The sequence below is a fragment of the Pseudomonas sp. GV085 genome (assembly GCF_003050925.1).
Taxonomy (GTDB): domain Bacteria; phylum Pseudomonadota; class Gammaproteobacteria; order Pseudomonadales; family Pseudomonadaceae; genus Aquipseudomonas.
The window spans coordinates 85,381-105,902 of record NZ_QAOV01000011.1 but is presented as its reverse complement, the minus strand read 5'-3'; the positions used below and the strand labels follow the sequence as shown (position 1 = coordinate 105,902).

Genomic DNA, 20,522 nt, shown 5'->3' with positions numbered 1-20,522 from the left:
CTCCAGAGTTTGACGACGCCGCTATGATAGCCCGACCGGAGGCTGCCGAGACGGCGAAGCGGGTTGCGCCTCCAATTCGAACCCAGGCTCGATCATGGTCAGAGCAGCCGACTGCTGGTTCCCGTTTGGGTCGATCACGTCCCAACTCGACACCATGGACAGCTCCTCCAGGTTGAGCCGGTACTCATCGTCAGCGGCGGATTCGCCAGACATCGCCAAATCCGCAACCACCGCCACCGCGACAGCGACCGGGATGGAATGACGGCTATCGACCCGTTCAAGCTCATCGTTGGCCGGCACCCCGTCGCGATGCACAGCAGTCGGTTGCATGACGGGGGGCCACATCACTGGCTCGGTAGAGAGCTCAGCCAGCGGTTCACGCTGCGACGGCAGAGCCTCTGATGTTGTGGCTCGATGCTGCTGACGGCGAACAAACCAGCCCAGCGCCAGCAATGCCATAAGTGCCGACATACCGGCAATCGGTAGCCAGCCAATCCCGGGGTTTTCGGCAATAGCGGGGGCTGGCGCCACTGCGTCGGAAGCAACGGGTTGCGCCTTTACCTTCTCGAGTTCCGCCAGTTGGGTTTGCAGTTCGGCCAACTGTTTTTTCTGGCCAGCGATCAGCTCATCCTGGCCTTGAAGCTTCTTGTTGAGCTCATCGACAGTGGTTTGCAACTGGTGGTTTAGCAGGGTGCTGGCGGCCAGTTGTTCGACAGCGGGATCAACCACGGCGACGTCCGGTTCTGGTGTCGTCTTTGTCACGGGTGACGGCGCCATGCCCGGTTGGACACGGGGGAATGCGGACGCTGGGGACCGGAAAACCGGTTCATCGGCTGCGGGAACAACCCCTGGCGCACCCGGCGGATCGATCAGTACCGTGTACTCACGCAGCAATCGCCCATTAGGCTGATTGAGCTGCACGAGGAAATTCAGGAACGGTTCACTGACCGGTTTGCCGGAGGTCACCTGGATCACGCTGCGATTACCGCGCAGGACCGGGGTGAACGTCAGGTTGTTGAGGAAAAATGCCCGGTCGACCCCGGCACGGCTGAACTCGTCTGCCGTTGCCAGGCTCACCGACAGTTCGTGCTCCTCCAGGCCAGCCGCATCCACCAGTGCGATATCGGCACGCAGCGGTTGATTCAGCGCCGAATGCAGGGTGATTTCACCCAGGCCCAGCGCGGGCGCCCATGCCGAATAAGTGACAGCGGCCCCAGCCAGCAACCACTGAAAACCACCGCGTAAAACCAATCGCCAACATTTGAGCATGAGCATCCTTGAGATCTACAGAAACTACCCGTACGCGTTCGTACATCCGTTACGAACACGATATTGCCGAGTAGTTCTTATAGTCTGCCCAATGCGGTCTCTCAAAAACCTGGCGTTCGGTTATGCCTCAAGATTTTTCAAGGTTGCCCAGGATGTGCCCGTGAACCCGCATGCACACCTTCAAGTCCGCTTCATCGACGCCTTCGAACAGTTCGTGACGCAATTGCGTGGCAATGGTTTCAATTTGTTCGATCAGGGGACGCGCCGGCGCGCAGAGCACGATTTTCTTTGCCCGACGGTCTTCCAGCACGGACTGGCGTTGCACCAGGCCCTGGCTTTCCAGGCTGTCGAGTAAACGGGCCAGGGTCGGGCCTTCGACGCCGACGCTTTGTGCCAGCTCGCGCTGGGTCGGTGCTTCATCGAAACGTGCCAGGTGCAGCAGCACCAGCCAGCGCGCCTGGGACAAGCCCATGCCCGCCAGTCGGCGGTCCAGTTCGGCACGCCAGCCGCGGGACATCTGGGCCAATTGCATGCCAAAGCGGTGTTGATCGGTTAACGGCATAAAACACTCAAGATTAGACTGAAATAAATAAAAACTAATTATTAGTCAGCTAAGCATGAGCCTCGACTGGAGGCAAGGCTTGATCTGTAGTGAATCGTTAAATCAGCAACAGGATGTCTCAAATCTCGAATTCCGACTGCAAGGCAGCCCGAACGCAGTACAACACCCCTTCCGGCACCCTGCCTGCAAACAGCGCAGCGATCTCGGAAACCGGCGGCAACTCGCCCTCCCCGTCGAGGAAGGCGTCCTGCACTTCACCCATCAGGTCTTCGGGCAGATCCAGCGCCTGTTCCAACGACAACTGCTGCTTGCCGATCGCTTCGGCCAGCATGGTGTAGACGTTCTTTTCCGAGCACTGCAACTGACCGGCGATCTGTACCGGCGTCATCCCGGCCCGCGCCAGCGTGATCAGTTCGTGACGCACGTCGGCCACCGCTTTCGGTGCCTCGACCTGGCCGCCAAGCACCTCGAGGAAGGCCTCGCCATAGCGCTCCAGCTTACGCGCGCCGACGCCGCTGACCGTGGCCATTTCCGCCAGCGAGGCCGGCTGGCTGCGCAGCATTTCCAGCAAGGTCGAATCGGGGAAGATGACGTACGGCGGCACGCCATGTTCTTCGGCGAGCTTGCGCCGCAAGGCGCGCAAGGCTTCCCACTTTTCGCGCTCCTCGCCGCGGACCAGTTGGCTCGCCTGGCTCTTGCTGCTTTTCGCCGCGGTTTGCGCCTTGAGGTCGCGGCGCAGCTCCAGGGTCACTTCACCCTTGAGTAGCGGCCGACACGTATCGCTCAGACGCAGACCGCCATAGCCCTCATGGTCGACATCGGCCAGACCGCGAGCCACCAGTTGGCGGAACAGGGAGCGCCACTCGCCTTCGGCCCTCGCCTTGCCGACACCAAACACCGACAGATGCTGATGGCCGAAGTTGCGGACCTTTTCGTTGTCCTTGCCGAGCAGTACATCCACCAGGTGCCCGACCCCGTAGCGCTGACCGGTGCGGTAGATCGCCGACAGCGCCTGGCGCGCAGGCTCGGTGGCATCCCAGGTCTGCACGCCGTCGACGCAGTTGTCGCAATGACCGCAAGGCTCGGGCATGTCTTCGTCGAAGTAGGCCAGCAGCGTTTGCCGACGGCAGCGGGTTTCTTCGCAGAGCGAGAGCATGGCGTCGAGCTTGTGCTGCTCCAGGCGCTTGTGGCGCTCGTCGCCTTCGGAGTTCTGCAGCATCTGCTTGAGCATCACCACGTCTTGCAGGCCGTAGGCCATCCAGGCATCCGCCGGCAGGCCGTCACGGCCGCCACGACCGGTTTCCTGATAGTAGGCTTCGAGGGATTTCGGCAAATCGAGATGCGCGACAAAACGCACGTTGGGCTTGTCGATGCCCATGCCGAACGCCACGGTGGCGACCATGATCAGGCCTTCCTCATTGAGGAAGCGTTTCTGGTGGTGGGCCCGCGTGTCATTGGGCAGGCCGGCGTGGTACGGCAGTGCCGGGAAGCCTTGTTCACTGAGGAACACCGCTACTTCATCGACTTTCTTGCGTGAAAGGCAATAGACAATGCCTGCATCGCTGCGCCGCTCGGCGAGGAACGCCAGCAACTGTTTGCGCGGCTGTTCCTTGGGCACGATGCGATAAAAGATGTTCGGCCGGTCGAAACTCGACAGAAAGCGCTCGGCATTCTGCAAATGCAAACGGGTGACGATTTCTTCCCGGGTGCGCTTGTCGGCCGTGGCGGTCAGGGCGATGCGCGGCACGTCGGGGAACATTTGCGCCAACTGGCCCAGTTGCAGGTATTCCGGACGGAAATCGTGGCCCCATTGCGACACGCAGTGTGCTTCGTCGATGGCGAACAAAGCGATGTTCAGCCCCTGCAGAAATGACAGCATGCGCGGCTGGACCAGACGTTCCGGTGCCAGATAGAGCATTTTCACTTCACCACGGCGGATGCGGGCGGCGAGGTCGCGCTGCTGCTCCGCGCTGAGGGTGGAGTTCAACGCGGCGGCGGCCACGCCCAGCTCTTCGAGGGTGGCGACCTGATCGTCCATCAGTGCGATCAGCGGCGAGACCACCACCGCCAAGCCTTCGCGCAACAGTGCCGGAACCTGGAAGCACAGGGATTTGCCGCCCCCGGTAGGCATCAGGACCAGGGCATCGCCGCCGCTGGCCACGCGCTCAATGATTGCACCCTGGCGACCACGGAAACTGTCGTAGCCGAAGATGTCCTTGAGGACGCGTTGAGCCTGTTCGAGCATAGAAACTCCAAAAATCACCGAAACATCCCTGCAAGGCTGGTTCAGAACCCGCGACGCTGCACCGACAAATCGTAAGTGCGCATTGCATGACGCTTCACATCTCAGCCGTGAAGCCAGCAGGGCATCACAAAACGCGCGAGTATACCCGAGCCCCGTCCGGCAGAGGGCACCGCTGATAAGTCAAACCTGACCCGGTAGGAGCTGCCGAAGGCTGCGATCTTTTGATCTTGTCTTTAAAAAGAAAAATCAAAAGATCGCAGCCTTCGGCAGCTCCTACGGGAAGGGACCATGGGCAAATATGCCGTGCGGCTGGCCCAAGCGCTCAAGAAGGCCTAGAATTCCCGCATCGAACATTCCCCAAGGTAGTCCTTTAATGTCCTTCGCTGAGCAACTAACCCGCCTGCAAGTCTTCCTCGACGCCGATGAACTGCATGACGAGGCGCTGGACTACGTGGCCGCCCACGGCTACCTCACCGCGCTGTCGATCTGTTCCGAAGTCGTTCCTGATCGTGAGTGGATCGATGCCCTCTTCGCCGAGGAGCCGCACTACAGCAGCGAAGCCCAGCGCGAAGAGATCGAAGCCACCCTGATTGGTCTCAAGGCCCACATCGCTCGCCAACTGGCCTCCGATGAAGAGTTCGAACTGCCGTGCGACCTCGACCTGGGCGACGACCCGGATGATTCCGACCTGCGCGGCTGGTGCATCGGCTTCATGGAAGGCGTGTTCCTGCGCGAAGCGGCCTGGTTCGAAAGCGCCGAAGACGAAGTCAGCGAAATGCTGCTGCCGATCATGGTCGGCTCGGGTCTGTTCGACGAGCAGCCGGAGTTCGAAGACATCGCCAAAGATGCCAACCTGATGGACGACATGATCGTGCAGATCCCGGAAGCCCTGACCGCACTGTACCTGCTGTGCAACGCTCCAGACGAAAAACCGGCGATTCTCAAGCCCCGTCACCACTAAGGTTGCGCCTATGGACAACCCCATAGGCAACCGCCCCCTGATGTTGCGCTACGTGCTGCTGGCCATCGGCTGGCTGAGCGTGGCGCTGGGGGTGATCGGGATTTTCCTGCCGGTATTGCCCACCACCCCTTTCCTGCTGCTGGCGGCCGCCTGCTTTGCCCGCAGTTCGCCGCGCTTCTATCGGTGGCTGGTTGAGCATCCACGGCTCGGCCCGTGGATTCGCGACTACCTTGATGGCAACGGCATTCCGCTCAGGGGCAAGGTCTACGCCATTGGCCTGATGTGGGCGAGCATCCTGTTCTCCTGCTACCTGGTGCCGCTGCCCTGGGCACGGGGGTTCATGTTGACCAGTGCGGTGCTGGTGACCTTCTACATCCTCAAGCAGAAAACCCTGCGCAAACCCTGAGGTCTCCCGGGACCCTCGCCACAAAAAGCTCATTGAGCGCCCTTCGACCGACGACCTGCCCTCCCCCCGCAAAAACTCCACCTAAACTCCACAAACCTACACTCGAGCAGCCAGACATGGCCCGCAGTCTGCGTAGTCCAGGATGGCCAGCGCTCCGACTTCGGCTCGGCGGCTGGATGCTGCTGGCTGGTTTGCTACTGACTGCATTCAACGGGGTCCGGGCCGACTGGGATTTTTCACGGATTCTGCAAACCGTTGTACAACGCTACGGCCCGCCGAGACCGGCGCGAGGCCGGATCGAAGCGTGGAGTCAAATGCTGCAGAGCACACGCAGCGCGCCCGAACCTGAGCAACTCAGCGCGGTGAACCGCTTCTTCAATCAGCAGCTGAACTTTCAGGACGACACGCGCATCTGGCAACAGACCGATTATTGGGCCACCCCCGTCGAAGCCCTGATCAAGGGCGCCGCCGACTGCGAAGACTATGCACTGGCGAAATACTTCAGCCTGCGCCGACTCGGCATTCCCAGCGAAAAACTGCGCATCACCTACGTCAAGGCCCTGAGCCAGAACCAGGCGCATATGGTGCTGACGTTCTACAGCACCCCCGCGACCGACCCGCTGGTACTGGACAACCTGATCGGCGATATCCGCCCCGCGTCCCAACGCAAAGACCTGCTACCGGTGTACGCCTTCAATGCCGAAGGCCTGTACCTGCCGGGCAAGAACGGCGGCCAGCGTAACAGCGACCCGAAAAAGCTGTCGCGCTGGCAGGACGTGTTGAAAAAGATGCAGGCCGAAGGCTTCGACATCGGGGACGGCTGACCACCATGGCAAGGAGCGATGCATGACACTGCGTAAACAGCTGTTCCTGGCCATCTGCCTGTTCCTGTTGGTGGGTTTCAGCGGTAGTTTTTTTGCCAGCCTGGAAAGCTCCCGCGAGCAAACCCTCAGTCAACTGCGCGCCCACGCCCAGGACGCAGCCACTGCGCTGGGGCTGTCACTGACCGCACAGGTCGATGATCCGGCCATGATGGAGCTGATGGTCAGCTCGATTTTCGACAGTGGCTACTTCAGAAGCATCCGCGTCATCAGGCTCAAGGATCAGCAAACCCTGGTGGAGCGCAGTGCACCGACGAAAATCGACAGTACGCCTGACTGGTTCGTCAGCCTGGTCGACCTGCGCCCGGAAGGAGGGGACGCCTTGATCATGCGCGGTTGGGAACAGCTGGCACGGGTCGAAGTGCTGAGCAATCCGCAATTTGCCCTGGCCAGGCTCTGGGACAGCACCCTCGGCAGCCTGATCTGGTTGCTGTTGTGCGGGCTGTTCAGTGCGGTGATTGGAGGATGGATGCTGCGCCGGCAATTGCGCCCACTCGACAGCATGGTCCGACAGGCTGAAGCCATCAGCAAACGCGAGTTTCTCAGCCTGCCGAAACTGCCGCGCACACCGGAGTTGAAACGGGTGGTGCTGGCGATGAACCAGATGGTCGAGAAGCTCAAGGCGCTGTTCGCCGAAGAAGCCGCACGCAGCGAAAAACTGCGGGCCGAATCCTGTCTGGACAGCCTCACCGGCCTGGCCAACCGGCGCCTGCTCGACGAACAACTGGCCGACCATTTGCGCGTGTGTGAACAGAGCCGCGATGGCCATCTGTTGATGTTGCGGATCAACGACCTGAACGGCCTCAACCAGCGCCTGGGCGGTCAACGGACTGATGCGCTGATCAGTGCCGTGGGCGAGTTGCTCAAGCGCCTGACTCAGTTGCCGGAGCGTCGCACCTGGCTGGCGGCACGCAATCGTGGCGGTGAATTCAGCTTGCTGACACCGGGTCTGGACGCTGAAAATGCCGCACGCCTGGCCTCCGATGTCAGCATTAGCCTGGAGAACCTGCGCCTGACCGGCGCCAGCGATTGCATGCCCGTCGCCCATCTGGGCGTTGTCGCCTATCGCCCCGGTGAGCCGATCAGCACTGTACTCCTGCGCCTTGACCAGGCTCTGACCGAGTCCCGGCAGCATCCCGAGCGCCCCTGGGTGCATTTGAGTCACCGCGACACCGCGCCAAATCACTCCCAGCACGACTGGCGCACCTGGATCGACGATGCCTTGAGCGAAGGCAAAATGCAGCTGTACTTCCAGCCCGTCGTGCAATGCGCCGACACCCGCCAGGTGCTGCATCACAAGGTGCTCGCACGCCTGCTCGACCCACAGGGCGAGGCGATTGCCGCCGGGCACTTCCTGCCGTGGATCGAGCGTCTCGGCTGGTCGGTACGGTTCGACCTGGCGATGCTCGAAGCCACGCTGGACGAACTGGTGGTCAACCGCAGACCCTTGGCACTGAGTCTGTCCGGCAGCACCCTGCGCGACCCGGAGCAATGGCGAACGATCCTCGACCTGCTCGACTCACTTCCGGACCTGGCGCCGCTACTGACCCTGGAAATCGATGAACGCCAACTGCCGTCCCCCGTTGAACTGCAGCGTTTGAGCCACAGCCTGCTGAGTACCGGTTATCGAATCGGCCTGCAACACTTTGGCGGGCGCTTCAGCCAGATCGGCAACCTCACCCAATTGGGTTTGGCGTACCTGAAAATCGATGGGGCGTACATTCGCAATATCGACGAGCAGCCTGACAAGCGGCTGTTCATCGAGGCGGTTTACCGGACGACCAACAGCATCGATTTGCCGTTGATTGCGGAGCAAGTAGAAACCCAAGGGGAGTTGGAGGTGATCAGGGCGCTGGGGGTGTTTGGCGTAACGGGGCGCTTGATCGGATCGCCGCAGCCGATGTGAAGTATTTGGGGATGACCCTATCAACGGAGCCATCCCAAAACGCGTCAACTACATGGTTTCTGGCTCCAGAAAACAACGAAAGCTGGTCTTTGTGGAACCAAAAACTCTTCCAATCTTCAACGCAAACTCACCACGCGGTTGGGCAGGGCAGGTTATATTCCAAGTCATACCGCCGGTTGGAAAATTGAAGGCAGGATCGCTCTTAAAGTAATTTCCATTAAGATTTCCACCGCCTTTTTCCCAGGATAGATACATTGAATCCAGTGATGGGCTGCCCGGTTTAGCAACAACACTCAGTGTTTCTGATACACCGCCCTTGAACCGTGCTCCGTCAGCAGGAACAGCCACTCCATTGAGCTTGATCGTGGCGTAGTCCAAAAGGTTTGAGGAGCGCCTGATGCAATCCGATGCCTCAATCGGCGTCATCCCTTGACCCGTTATGACGAGATTGAACTCTATCTCTCTAGTGTCCGCTATGCCGGTCAGATACCATTGATGATCAGTGGTTTCGGTCAATATGGGGGGGCTGCTGGTCAGCGGGTGGGGTAACCCGGTTTCTTTGAATGTAAAGTTCAGCATCAGTGGAAAGCCTGCAATGGGGCTCCCAGGGTTAGCTCGAAAATTGAGGTGTTTGCCTACACCCGGCCAAAACTCTTTCGGGCCTACAGGTATTGGTATAAGGGTGCCGCCCAATGTAGCGTACCCTTCATCGGACAAGTTGGCCGACAGTACCCAACACGGAAACTCATGAACCTGATCAAACTCCCGGGTCAAGAACACCAGCCTGACACGCCCGCTTAAATTCTCCGGCGTCAGTCTCCAACTTGCCTCACCGTCCTTTACCGACACCCAATCACCGAAGGCAGGCTCGGCGCCGATGACCAGTCCGTTGTCATTCACCAATCCCAGATTGATTTGAGTTCCGTTCAGCCAGGGCGCTTTGACTATTAATTCATTTGACTGCCCACGACGAAGTCCGATACCCGGCGAGCTCCACGACACTTGCTCGCCATTCATGAAAAAACTTGCCTGTTCCCAAGGAGAACTTTGAGTTCCCGATAAAGCTGTTGTCGCCGTCATGATGCCACCTCTTAAAAAGCAATGTATTCAAAGAAGAAACACCACTCTAAAAAAACATGCATATAAGCGCCACTGTCAAAAATACCAGTTAAATTAGAATAAATCGCAATAAGAAAACACCTTCCATCCTTGTAACGCCACCAACTTCAACTGGACTTGGCTTACCTGAAAATCGATGGGGCGTACATTCGCAGCATCGACGAACAGACCGACAAGCGGCGGTTCATCGGCGCGAAGGGGCGGTTGATCGGTCCGCCAAAGCCAATGTAGCCAGACATCCCCACTGCCAATACAACCTCTACCATTGATCGGAAACCGACTTAAACCTGTTATTTATGACAGTAGGCAAGCAATCAGAGCAGGTTTTAAATCACTCCGGCACCCTCACCTTTCAACACTCGGAGTCATCATCATGACCGCTAAGCCACCAAATACCCCGATACTCTCGCCAGACGCACAGAGTGAAACAACCGCGACAGTAACCTTCGATCAAATCCTGGATAGCAGCGGTATTCCCGTTGGTAAAAACAGCATAACTTTTGACTCGGTCCTGGATTTGAAGGGTACCGCCGGCGCTAATAGTGCGCTCAATATTCGCGATCGCTTTAACGTTATCAATAATGTGACCAGCGGTAGTACAGGATCCTGGACGAAAAAAATCGACTTTCAACAGGGATTCAAGCGTTACAGCCTTAATGCTATCGAAAGAGACCCGCCTCAAGACTTCTCCTCACAGTACATTTTCGTTCTGGCGACCGAGACGCCGATCATCGACACAGTCATTGGCAAGGATGGCCAGATTGAAAATGGCGATACCTACAACGGCGACTCACTGGAATTCTCCGGCTACGCACCTCCCAATATGGAAGTCGAAGCGTTCAACGGCGACACACCCACAGACCAGAAAGTCACTGTGGATGATGTAGGGGTGTTCAATCTCACCCTTGTTGGACTCACGGCTGGCGATTACAGCATCAAGATCAAGGCAGCCAATGACAAAGAATCCGGTGTGTTCGCCTTCAAGGTCGTAGTTGATGGGGCTTTGAGTCTTGATGAGGTCGCCGATTCCAAGGGTCTGATCCCTGATGGTGGCACAACCTTTGAGGACAAAGTGACGGTCAATGGGTTCGCTCGCCCGGGTGAGGAAGTCCAGTTGCTCAATGACGGAGCCCTGATCGACGGTGCCACCGCAACCGCCGGGGTCGATGGCGCCTGGCAGATCGTTATCGATGTGACGCCCAATACCTACCGCCTTACCGCCCGGGCACCCAGCGAAGTGACCGACCCTGCGTACACGTTTATCGTGGCGCAGGACGTCGAGTTGAGCCTGGATGACGTCAAAGACTCCAAGGGAACAATCGTCAATGGTGGCACGACCTACGAGGACAAGGTGACCGTCAGTGGCTATGCCAGGCCTGGCGAAGAGGTGCAACTGCGCAATAACAATGCGCGAATCGACGGCGCAACGGCGACCGCCCAGGATGACAACGGGTTATGGGAAATTGAATTGGATGTGACACCGGATTCCTACAGCCTGACCGTCGAGGCGCTGTATGGCGATGGCGAAATCTCCACGCAACCGCGCACCTTCAACGTGGAATCCATCATCAGGCCGCGCAATACCCGCGTGTACGATTCGGACGGCCTGATCGCGGACAACGGTAGCACCCCATACAACTTTGTAATTGTCAGGGGTGATGCGGCCCCGTCAGCGCAGATCAAGCTACAGATCAATGATGTCACCGACTCGAAGCCGGAACCGACCGACGATAAGGGTAGATGGGTCAAACTTGTTCAGAACCTGGACAACGGAATCACTTATAAATTTATTGCAATCGCAGACTATGGTGACAATGCCGAGTCCAATCCGTGGACGATTACCATCGAGGAGTAGGACCTCAAACCCGTCATTGAAAGCGTCAATGACTCCAACGGCCAGCCTATTCCTCAAAGGCGGGTATACCACTAAACGATCAGGGTAGTTACCTGATTACTCCACAGGCTTTTCATCAGTAGAACCAGCCAAACGAAAAAAACCGCTTAACGCGGTTTTTTTCGTTCCCCTACACCAAGCCATTAAAATCCGTAACTCACCCCCAGTGTCGCCGACCATGGCTGCTCGTAATTTTCCCCCTTACCGTAGTCGAGGTCTGCACTCACCCGTACATTGGACGCCATGGAAACCGACACGCCACCACCCACTTCAAAACCGCTACCCGACAAATCGCTGTTGAGCTCGTTGCCGTTGACATGCACGTTGTCGTTGTTGGCAAACTCATGAACCATCGCGACACGCCCGTATGGCTGCACGACGGTGCCGCCGGCGATGTTGAAGTCACGACCGGCAGCGACACCCAACTTGGCACGCAATGAACGCGTCCGGTCGCCGTCGGCGTCCATGCCATTGTCGAGGTCATAACTCGCGCCCTCGATGACCGCCGCCGACAACTGGGCGGAAGGTTTGACCCGCCAGTCATCCGCCAGCCGGATGTTGCGGCCGACTTCCACCAGTGCGCTGACAGCCGAGTTGCTGTAATCGCCTTTGGCGCGGGTTCCGTCGCTCAAACGGACTTTCGAGTCGTTGCGGAAATGGTTGAACTTCAGCGCGCCATCGACGTAGATGTCGCTATCCGGATCCTGCCAGCCAACGTATGGACCGGCGTAAAAACTATCGACCGTTGCGCTGCTTCCGCCTTTGAGATTAATGTCCGACTGGCTGTAACCGGCCAGCACCCCGACACTCCAGGGACCGTTGCCCAGGCGTGTATCGGCGCCCAGGGAAACGCCCTGTTGCCGCTGTTGATAGGCCACGCCCGCCCCCTCGCCGACGTTGTATTTGTTGCCGTAGGGCCGTACCCAAACGCCATGCAAATTGCCGTCCGATTGCAAATCGCCCATGCGGTTTTCCAGTGATTTCAGCTCGCCATAGGAAATGGTCGTGGCGGTGCGGAACAGCGCCAACGCCGTCTGGGCACCGGGGCTGACCGTTTTCGTGGTGGGGTCGAGGAACCACTCTGTTCCGCCATTGCCATCGACGGCACTCGCCAGATCGTAGGACCAGGTGCCCAGATCCACGCGGTCGCCGATCAGCGAAAACTGCGCATCGCCGCTGGCGGTGCGCACCAGTGCCAGTTGTTGCGTGGCCACCACATCCGTGCCCGAAGCCGCGACGTCCAGCCCGAATTGACCATTGGCTGCGCCGGTCACATTGAGAAAATCACCGGTTCCGGTCGCAAAATCGCCCTTCATGGCAAACGTGCCACTGCCCTCGAGGGTGCCAATGTTCAGTTGACGGAATGCGCCCGCGGCATCACCGAAGTCAACCACGCCACGATCCATGGTCAGGGTGCCAATGGTGTCATTACCGGTCATGGTCCAGTTCGATTGACTGAGCGTGACGCCCGTGACGTTATCCAGGCGACCGGTGAACTGCGAGCCGTTTTGCAGGGTGACATTGGCGGTCGAACCGTCTTCGACCACTACATCGCCGGTCATCTGACCTCGATCGAACGTCAGGTTGGCGGTGCTGTTGTCGGTGACTTGCACGTTGCCTTGCAAGACGCTGCCAGCCACTCTCATGGCGGCCGTGGAGGCGCCCAGCACTTCCAGCAGATTGCCGTTACCGCCGGTCAATGTGGAGCCGTTCAACACTTCGATACTGGCGTCGACACCGTCGTCCACTTGAATCGCCGGCCCGTTGCGGCCCACGACGCTCGAGTCGTCCAGCACCAGCGACGCAGTGCCCACGGGTGGATCGGTTTCAAATCGCACACCTGCGGCTTCACCGTTGATACTCGTTTTGGCAGATGCGTTGACGGAGCCTCCCGCCACGATCAGGCCAAAGCTGTCTGCGCCTGTTCCGGTGACTTCGGAGTTGATCAGTGCGAGGGTACTGAAACCTGACACCGCGGCACCGGCGAGGCCACCACTGAATACGCTGTTGGTTGCGGTCACGGTCGAACCTGATGTTCCTTGTGGCGTGCGATTGACCAGCAATGCAATGGTGTCGCTGCCGACCGTCGCTCGATCGATGGTTGCGCGGCTGGTGTTGATGGTTATCCCCGCCTGGCCCGGGTTGCCGGTGACGTTCGCGCCATTGATGTTCAAGGTCGAACCGGTCTGGACAGTCACGCTTCGGGTTGTCGCATCGGTCACGTTCAGCGTGCTGTTGTTTCTCACCGAATAGCTGTCAGGTACAGCAGTCGAATCGATATCCAGAGTGGATCCGTTGTCGACGAGCACGGCAGCGAACGCTGAGGAGCTCATCAAAAAAAACGCCGGCACTAATGCCAGCATTCCGTTGGAACTTGAAATAAAAGGTGGGCGTACCGTTACGTTGTCAGTTGTCATGCTCATGTCCTGTTGATCAATCCGTCCTCACCGAAAAAAACCGATTGGAGGACTATGAAGGGGCCGCAAGATAGCGTCACTTCCTACAAAAAAATGTAGGATTAATCTCCAATCACAGTTGAAAAAACCTCCTCTGAACTGTTTTTCAACACAGCGAATAACGTCATGAAAAACAAGAGGCGCCGAAGCGCCTCTTGTTTTTTACAGTCATGGAATAGCGCAGAAGTCACCACCCGGACGCTCCATGCCCACCCGGAACAACCGAGGGCCGGACGGTGTGACATAACCCTGCTGAACGGCAGTGCAACTGACCTCACACCAACCGTTCTTGATTTTTTCGAAGACGTGATAAGCGAAAAACACACTAAAACCTGCCGAGGCCTCGGCCGCAGTCGGCTCTTTTTCCACGGAGTCCGCAGCCTCGGGTATCACCAGCCCCGGCGCATTGCCATTTCCATCGTTGGTGTTTTCGTACCCCTGGACATGAAAGGTAATTTTTGTATTTGCCAGATCTGCTTTTGCCGGGAACTTGACTTCAACGGCCATCGTGCCCAAATCTGCATTGTGCTTTAACGACCCGCAATACAATTCCGGACCATCGCCAGCATCGCCAGTAATGGCAAAGTCAGGCTGCGGCATGGGAATCTCGTTTACATATACCTCGACATGTTGCGTGTTCGACCGTGCCACCGTGGTATTTTGATCATGACTGACTATGTACTCGACACGTGTTTTCTTATTGTTTCCACTGCCCGCTATATAAGCGCCGGGGATCCTGAATTGCAGAACCGTATCGTCGGTTTCGCTGCCATCCAGCCTGACAATGCCACCATCGGCGTCTTCTACTTCAACTCCGTGATAAATAAGCTGTGCGACATCGTCTTTCTTGTGTCCTTTATAGATTTTTACGAAAGCGATCGCGCCTATTTCTCCGTCCACTTTGATCAGGTAATTTGGTCGTGATCTATCTACACCCTGTACTGTTATCAGCGGCAGTTTTGGATCAGGCGAGCCAGGATTACCGGGGTTATCCGGATCGGGTTGTTCTCCAGGCTTTCTCAGGTCGATTTTCAGCTTCCGGCTATGAGGTGTCTCGGGGTAAAGCTTATTGCCGCGCCTTACTTGCCATTCAAAATCAACATCCTTCGGACCATCGTTACCATTGTAAAGATAGCGGTAAGTAAATGCATGGGAGAACGGAACAGCATCAACATCAGGTTCCAGTGCTGGCGTTTGCTGATCAACGACCAACCGCCACTGATCTTTGTCCTTGAAGTTCGTATAGTTGAGAATGGCGCGCACTGGATCACGTGCATCCTCGAACAAAATGATGTTGTCATCATCATGCAGTGGAACGGTCTCCGATTCCCCGGCCGGTGCAGGGAAAAGTGACACATCAACTTTCAGCTTCGGTGAAGCAAGGCTTTTGTTTCCCTTGCGATCGGTCACGTAAACAAATAACTCGATTTCTCCTTGCTCAATCCCGATCAAGGATTTGGTCAGTTTTTGCGTGCTCAATGGAACCGCAAGGTCCAGTCGCTCAATGCGCTCGATGAGCGTTGCCTGATCGTCCGGTTTCCCGACTTCCTTGACCATGAACTCAACGACATCTCCGATTTTTGCAACTGGGTAGGTCGCTAGATAACCCACCAGCACATAGTCGACGCCTTCCTCGTCAAAGTACTCCGCAGTAATGCCCTCGGTTTTGATCCTGTCAGGAACGATGGCCTGGGTGGCAGGAGAGGGAGGAGTCTTGTCTACCCGGATGATCAGCGGCAACGAATCGTCTTCGTTCAGCCGATACTTGATCCGATATTGCACCCTGTGCTCGCCCTCAGTGGCCGTTTTTCCTGCTGGTACCGTCAGTGTTTGCTCGAACCACGCGTCATCCAGCGGCGTAGTCCCACTCAGCTCGTTCCCAACCGGATCGTCATTGAACAGTGCTTGTACGGTGATATCTGATTTGTCCGGATAGTTTGATGTCGGAAACCGTGAGAGCGTCAACTTCATCTCAAGACCTTGATCTCTGGAGTGAAGTTGATTACCCGGGTCATCGGCCTTTTCTGGCAGCAACAGGATCGTTTCCAGTGAGGGTGGTTTCAAATCCTCCAGAGGAACGCTACGTGGTTTTTTCCTGTAACTGAGCAGTCTTTGCTCTTTGGCGGACAGCTTTTCTAGGATGGTCATTTCAAAGCTCCTTTCAGTATCGGGCATTTAGCCCACGTAGCGACCCAACGCCCAATCCAGAGTGATCCGGCGTCTGTTCGAAGCGCAGTGCAGAGGAAATTGAAAACTCGACTTGACTGATCGTTGACTCGATTTAAAGGCAGTTACTGAGGACTGACTACTGTCAGAAATTACAGGTTTTGTGACCGTTGGTCGGAGACTCCTCTTTATCTCGTGCTATAAAAAACCCGCCATCCCTTACACAGGAATGGCGGGTTTTTCCATTCAGGCTTTCAGCTCACACGGTATCCACCTTCAACGAATGATCATTGAGCATGCCGTTGATGATGGTCGCCGTGTCATGCCCGCCCGCGATCACCCCACCCGCCCCTGGCGTTACACCGTAATGGCTGGCCAGGTTGACGCCGGCCAGGTCGATGGTCTGGTTCGGCGCGGCGCCGGCCATGGCGCTGACGTCGATGCTGGTCACCGTCGACGGCCCGCTGCCGGTGACGGTGAAGTGCAGGTAGTCATCCAGTGACGCCGTGGTGCCGCTCTCCCCTTGTAGCAGTTGCGACAGGTCGAGCTTGTCGGTGCCGGGGGTGAAGTCGGTGATCACGTCATGGCCGCTGTTGCCTTTGAGCCAGTGGAAGGTGTCGGTCCCCGCCCCGCCAGTGAGAGTGTTATTGCCCAGTCCGCCGATCAGCAGGTCATCGCCGCCTCCACCGTTGAGGATGTCGTGGCCCAGGCCGCCGTTGATCACGTTGCTGTTGTTGTCACCGGTCAGGGTGTCGTTGAAGTTCGAGCCGGTGAGGTTTTCGATGCCGGTCAGGGTGTCCGAGCCCGCGCCCAGGGTGTTCTGCGCAGCGAGCAGGCTGAGGTCGACCGTCACTCCGGCGCTGGCGTGGGAGTAACTGGCTGTGTCGATCCCCGTGCCGCCGTCGAGGATGTCATTGCCCGAACCGCTGTAGAGCAGATCATTGCCGGCACCGCCATGCAGCTCATTATTGCCGGAGCCGGCGGTGAGCACATCGTTGCCGTCGCCGGCATTGATGATGTTGTTGCCCGTGCCTGCCACCAGTACGTCATCCCCGCTGGTGCCGGTGAGCGTATGGCCGTCCTGATAGCTGATGGTCAGATTGGCCGAGTCGCTGCCGCCATGGTTGTCGTTGGCGGTGTAGGTGCCGTGGTAGTCCGTGGTGACAGCCTGTGCCCCCGCGTAGTTGACGGTCATGGTCAGCTGATAGTTTTCCGCCGAATTCGCATCGCTGCCACTGGTGTTGGTGATGTTGGTCAGGTGGATCTGGTAAGTGCCATCCGCGCTTGCGGTGATGGCGCCGCCATCGGCGATGCTGACGAACGCCCCACCGTTGAGCGAATACTCCATCGTGACGTGCCCAGGGTCCAGGTTGTGATCGAGGTTGAGCGTCTCACCCTGTTTCAGCTTGACCGTGATGAGGTCTTCATTGTTGCCATTGGAGCTGTTCGCTTTGTCGAGATAGCCACTGATCACCAGCAGCGCCGTCATGGTCGCCGTGTTGGCCGCAAACGCATTGCGCACGTTGGCCAGACTCTTGTTGGCGGGGTTGTTATTTTCACCGGCGAAGCTGATCGCGCCCGTGCCGGTGAAGTCCGCATCCCCGGCGATCCAGCCGGTGTTGAACGAAGTCGGTGTCGCCGAGAGTTGATCGCCGTTGGGGTCGGTGTCGTTGGCCAGCAACAGTTCGCCCGGCACCACGACCGTGCTCGAGAGCACGTTGGTGATGACGTTATCATCGCCAGCCACCGGTGGTGCATTGGGTATGACTTTGACCGTCAAGGTGGCGCTGGCCAGGTCGCCGTCGTTGTCGCTGGCGGTGAAGGCGATGTTTTCGGTGATCAACACCGACGTGGTTTTCTGCGAAATGTAGGCGTATTCACCGGTGTCGAGATTGATCTGCAAGGTACCGCTGTTGTTGGTGGCAATGCTCAACGTGTTGTCCACGGTGTTGAACGTGCCGTGGTTGAGCCCGCCGCTGAAGCTCAGCGAGCCCTGATTGCTGTTGCCGCTCGGATCGTAGGTGTACGTGGTGCCGTCCACCGTGACTGTTTTGATGAAGCCGCCATCGGCACCGAAGGCACCGCCCTCGCCCAGCAGCGAACCGGTGACCGGTGCGCCGATCACGGTGCCGGACAGCACCGAGTTGAGTTGGTTGAGGTCGGTCACCACCACTGCATCGGTGTCGGTGTGGCTGCTGCCGTCATAGGCCAGTGGATTGAGGTTGGCGTTGCTCACGCCGCTGCCCAGGCCGATCGCGTAGTTCTTGATGTCGTTGGCATCGAGGAAGGCCTTCAATGCAGTCTCGTCGGCAGTGCCGATTTCCTGGCCGGTGGTGGGCTTGCCGTCGGAGAAGAAGTAGCCGACGTTTTGCGCACCGGTGAGTTTGCCCGAGGTGTTGAAGGCGGTCTGCATGGTCAGCACGGCCGCGTCGTAGTTGGTATTGCCGTTCGCGATGAGGCCGGCCAGCAATGTCTTGGCGGTCGCGACATCGACCCACACCGAGGTCATGTCGGTGGCGCTGCTGCTGAAGGTGACGAGCTGCACTTTCACATCGCCCAGGTCGTCGTATTTATCCAGCAAGGCACTGATGGCCTGCTTGGCCAGATCCAGCCGTGACAGGTTCGACACGCCGGAAGGGTCGGCCATGCTGCCGGAGACGTCGAGTACGATTAGCAGGTTGGAATCGATCTGCACCGCCGCCACCGAGCGATCCGTTGCCACCGCCCTGGGCACGTCATCGACAATGTTGACCACGATGGTGCTGGTACTGCTGTTGCCCAGCGCATCGGTGGCTTTGTAGGTGAAGCTTTCACTCAGGCTGTTCGGCCCGTCGTTGGCGTTCGGCGAGGTTTTCGGCGCCGAGGTCAGAGTGTAGGTGTAGCTGCCGTCGGGGTTGAGCAGGATTTGCCCGTATGCGCCGGTGGCGCTGCCGACCAGGGTGTAGGTGACTGCGCCGCTGGCACCCGATACCGAACCGACCAGGGTGCCGGACGCGGTTTCGCCGGTGTTGCCCGGGTCGCTGCCGGTGACCGTAGCGGCGGCCAGGTCCTGACCGTCCTTGCTCAGGTCGAGGGCTTTTTCGTAGACCGTCACGTCGCTGTCGGGGTTTGCCTTGATGATGCTGTTAGCCACGTCGATGATGATGATGGTGGTGCTTTCATCGCCATCGGAATCGCGCACGGTATAGGTGAACGTATCGGTCGCCCCGGCATCACCGACCGAACCCGGGTTGCTGTGATACACCGCGTTGCCGTTGGCATCGAGGGTCAGGTAACCATAGGTGCCGTTGATCTGATTGCCGAGCCCGCCGATGGCCGACGTCGAGGTATTGCTGCCGGCGCGTACGCCGACCACCGTCGCCGGACCGTCGGCGCCGCTGATGTCGTTGCCCAGCACACTGATGTTGACCGTTCCACCCTCCGTCACCGACGACGAGTCAGGTTTGGCGCTCGGCAAGTCATCGATGATGTTGACGTTGAGCTGCCCGGTCGCACTGTCGCCGTCCGTATCGGTGGCCACGACGTTGAAGTTCTCGGTCAGGCTGTTGGCGCCGCTGGCCGTTGGATGGGCTTCGTTATCGTTGAGGGTGTAGCTGTAGCTGATCACTCCGGTCGCCGGGTTGTAACCGGTGACGGTCAGGGTGCTGCCCTGCGGCGTCACGGCCGTTTGCGGGAAGCCTGTAACCACACCACCGCTGACGACAGTAATGCCGCCCACGGTCAGGGTTTGCAGGCCATCGAGGGCGTTCACGGTGAAGGTGCCGTTCTGGGTCAGGGCGGGTGTGTTGGGGCTAGTGCCGTCGCTGAGATTTTTCTCGAAGACCGTCAGTTCACCGCCATACATGTCGAGGCCGTTGAGGGTCACCTGATCATCGTTGTTGTGGATCTGCAGCACCAGGTTGGCGGTGCTGCTGTCGCCATCCGCATCGGTGAGGGTGTAGGTGAAGGTTTCAGTGCCATTGTCACCGCCGTGCAACGCCTTGAAGTCGGCATCGCTGGTGTTCAGCGTGTAGGTGTAGGTGCCGTTGGCGTTAAGCACCAGGGTGCCGTAGGTGCCGGCGAAGGTCCCGGGGGTGATGGGGCCGGCGTTTTCTCCGAGCGCTACCCGGTCGGCGCCTTGCACGTCGTTGCTCAGCACGTTGCCGCTGAGGGTCAGCAAGGTTTCCGAAGCTGTTGACGCATGGCTGTCGTCCACGCCCTCCGGCAGGTCGTCGACGATGTTCACGTCCAGTGAACCGGTGGCGGTGGTGCCGTTGTCGTCAACCACGGTCACGGCGAACTGCTCAGGCAAAGTGTTGGCGCCGTTGGCAGTCGGATGCGTTTCGTTATCGTTGAGGGTGTAGCTGTAGCTCACGACACCGGTCGCCGCGTTGAACCCGGTGATGGTCAGCGTGCTGCCCAGCGGCGTGGTGATCGATTGTGGGAAGCCGGCAGCCACGCCACCGCTGACCACGGCGATGCCACCGACGGTCAGGGTCGTGACACCGTCGAGAGCGGCCACGGTGAAGGTGCCGTTCTGAGTCAGCGCCGTGGCATCCGGTGCGCTGCCGTCGCTGAGGTTTTTCTCGAAGACGGTCAGTTCGCCGCCGCCAACGTTCAAACCGCCAATCGTCACCGAATCATCGTTATTGTGGATCTGCAGCACCAGGTTGGCGGT

At 58.4% G+C, this 20,522-nt stretch carries 12 protein-coding genes; 5 read left to right on the top strand and 7 right to left on the bottom strand.

Annotated elements, in window-relative coordinates; genetic code table 11:
• Positions 1 to 21: 21 nt before the first annotated feature.
• The 3 genes from C8K63_RS21910 to recQ form a co-directional block, all read right to left on the bottom strand.
• Positions 22 to 1,269: a FimV family protein gene (locus tag C8K63_RS21910; RefSeq protein ID WP_108218585.1), complete on the bottom strand. Its 1,248-nt coding sequence runs from the start codon at positions 1,267 to 1,269 to the stop codon at positions 22 to 24.
• Between the two features lie 127 nt (positions 1,270 to 1,396).
• Complete coding sequence (locus C8K63_RS21905; RefSeq protein ID WP_108218584.1) at positions 1,397 to 1,831, bottom strand: MarR family transcriptional regulator; 435 nt, start codon at positions 1,829 to 1,831, stop codon at positions 1,397 to 1,399.
• A 118-nt stretch (positions 1,832 to 1,949) separates the two neighbouring features.
• Positions 1,950 to 4,076 (bottom strand): DNA helicase RecQ, encoded by a 2,127-nt coding sequence (gene recQ / locus C8K63_RS21900; RefSeq protein WP_108218583.1) that lies wholly within the window; start codon positions 4,074 to 4,076, stop codon positions 1,950 to 1,952.
• Positions 4,077 to 4,449: 373 nt separating this feature from the next.
• Here recQ and C8K63_RS21895 point away from each other — a divergent pair, with 373 nt between their 5' ends.
• The 4 genes from C8K63_RS21895 (at position 4,450) to lapD (ending at position 8,230) form a co-directional block, all read left to right on the top strand.
• Positions 4,450 to 5,037, top strand: coding sequence for a YecA family protein (locus C8K63_RS21895; protein WP_108218582.1), 588 nt, complete (start codon positions 4,450 to 4,452; stop codon positions 5,035 to 5,037).
• Positions 5,038 to 5,047: 10 nt separating this feature from the next.
• Positions 5,048 to 5,443, top strand: a complete 396-nt coding sequence (locus tag C8K63_RS21890) for a YbaN family protein (RefSeq protein WP_108218581.1) — start codon at positions 5,048 to 5,050, stop codon at positions 5,441 to 5,443.
• Positions 5,444 to 5,559: 116 nt separating this feature from the next.
• On the top strand, positions 5,560 to 6,267 hold the full coding sequence (gene lapG, locus C8K63_RS21885) for a cysteine protease LapG (RefSeq protein WP_108218580.1): 708 nt from the start codon (positions 5,560 to 5,562) through the stop codon (positions 6,265 to 6,267).
• 22 nt (positions 6,268 to 6,289) lie between these two features.
• Positions 6,290 to 8,230, top strand: a complete 1,941-nt coding sequence (gene lapD / locus C8K63_RS21880) for a cyclic di-GMP receptor LapD (RefSeq protein ID WP_108218579.1) — start codon at positions 6,290 to 6,292, stop codon at positions 8,228 to 8,230.
• A gap of 48 nt (positions 8,231 to 8,278) precedes the next feature.
• Here the strand turns inward: lapD and C8K63_RS21875 are convergent, their stop codons facing one another.
• A complete protein-coding gene (locus tag C8K63_RS21875; RefSeq protein ID WP_146176404.1) occupies positions 8,279 to 9,310 on the bottom strand; it encodes a hypothetical protein in 1,032 nt (343 codons plus the stop codon).
• 412 nt (positions 9,311 to 9,722) lie between these two features.
• Here C8K63_RS21875 and C8K63_RS21870 point away from each other — a divergent pair, with 412 nt between their 5' ends.
• Entirely contained in the window at positions 9,723 to 11,204 is a 1,482-nt protein-coding gene (locus C8K63_RS21870; RefSeq protein WP_146176403.1) for a carboxypeptidase regulatory-like domain-containing protein, read from the top strand.
• Between the two features lie 182 nt (positions 11,205 to 11,386).
• Here C8K63_RS21870 and C8K63_RS21865 read toward each other — a convergent pair whose 3' ends face one another.
• The 3 genes from C8K63_RS21865 to C8K63_RS21855 form a co-directional block, all read right to left on the bottom strand.
• Entirely contained in the window at positions 11,387 to 13,576 is a 2,190-nt protein-coding gene (locus C8K63_RS21865; protein ID WP_256594982.1) for an autotransporter outer membrane beta-barrel domain-containing protein, read from the bottom strand.
• A gap of 291 nt (positions 13,577 to 13,867) precedes the next feature.
• Positions 13,868 to 15,847 carry a hypothetical protein gene (locus C8K63_RS21860; protein ID WP_108218576.1) on the bottom strand — a complete coding sequence of 660 codons (1,980 nt, stop codon included), beginning with the start codon at positions 15,845 to 15,847 and terminating at the stop codon, positions 13,868 to 13,870.
• A 277-nt stretch (positions 15,848 to 16,124) separates the two neighbouring features.
• Positions 16,125 to 20,522: S-layer family protein (locus C8K63_RS21855; protein ID WP_256594981.1), on the bottom strand; the 4,398-nt coding region annotated here is incomplete at its 5' end.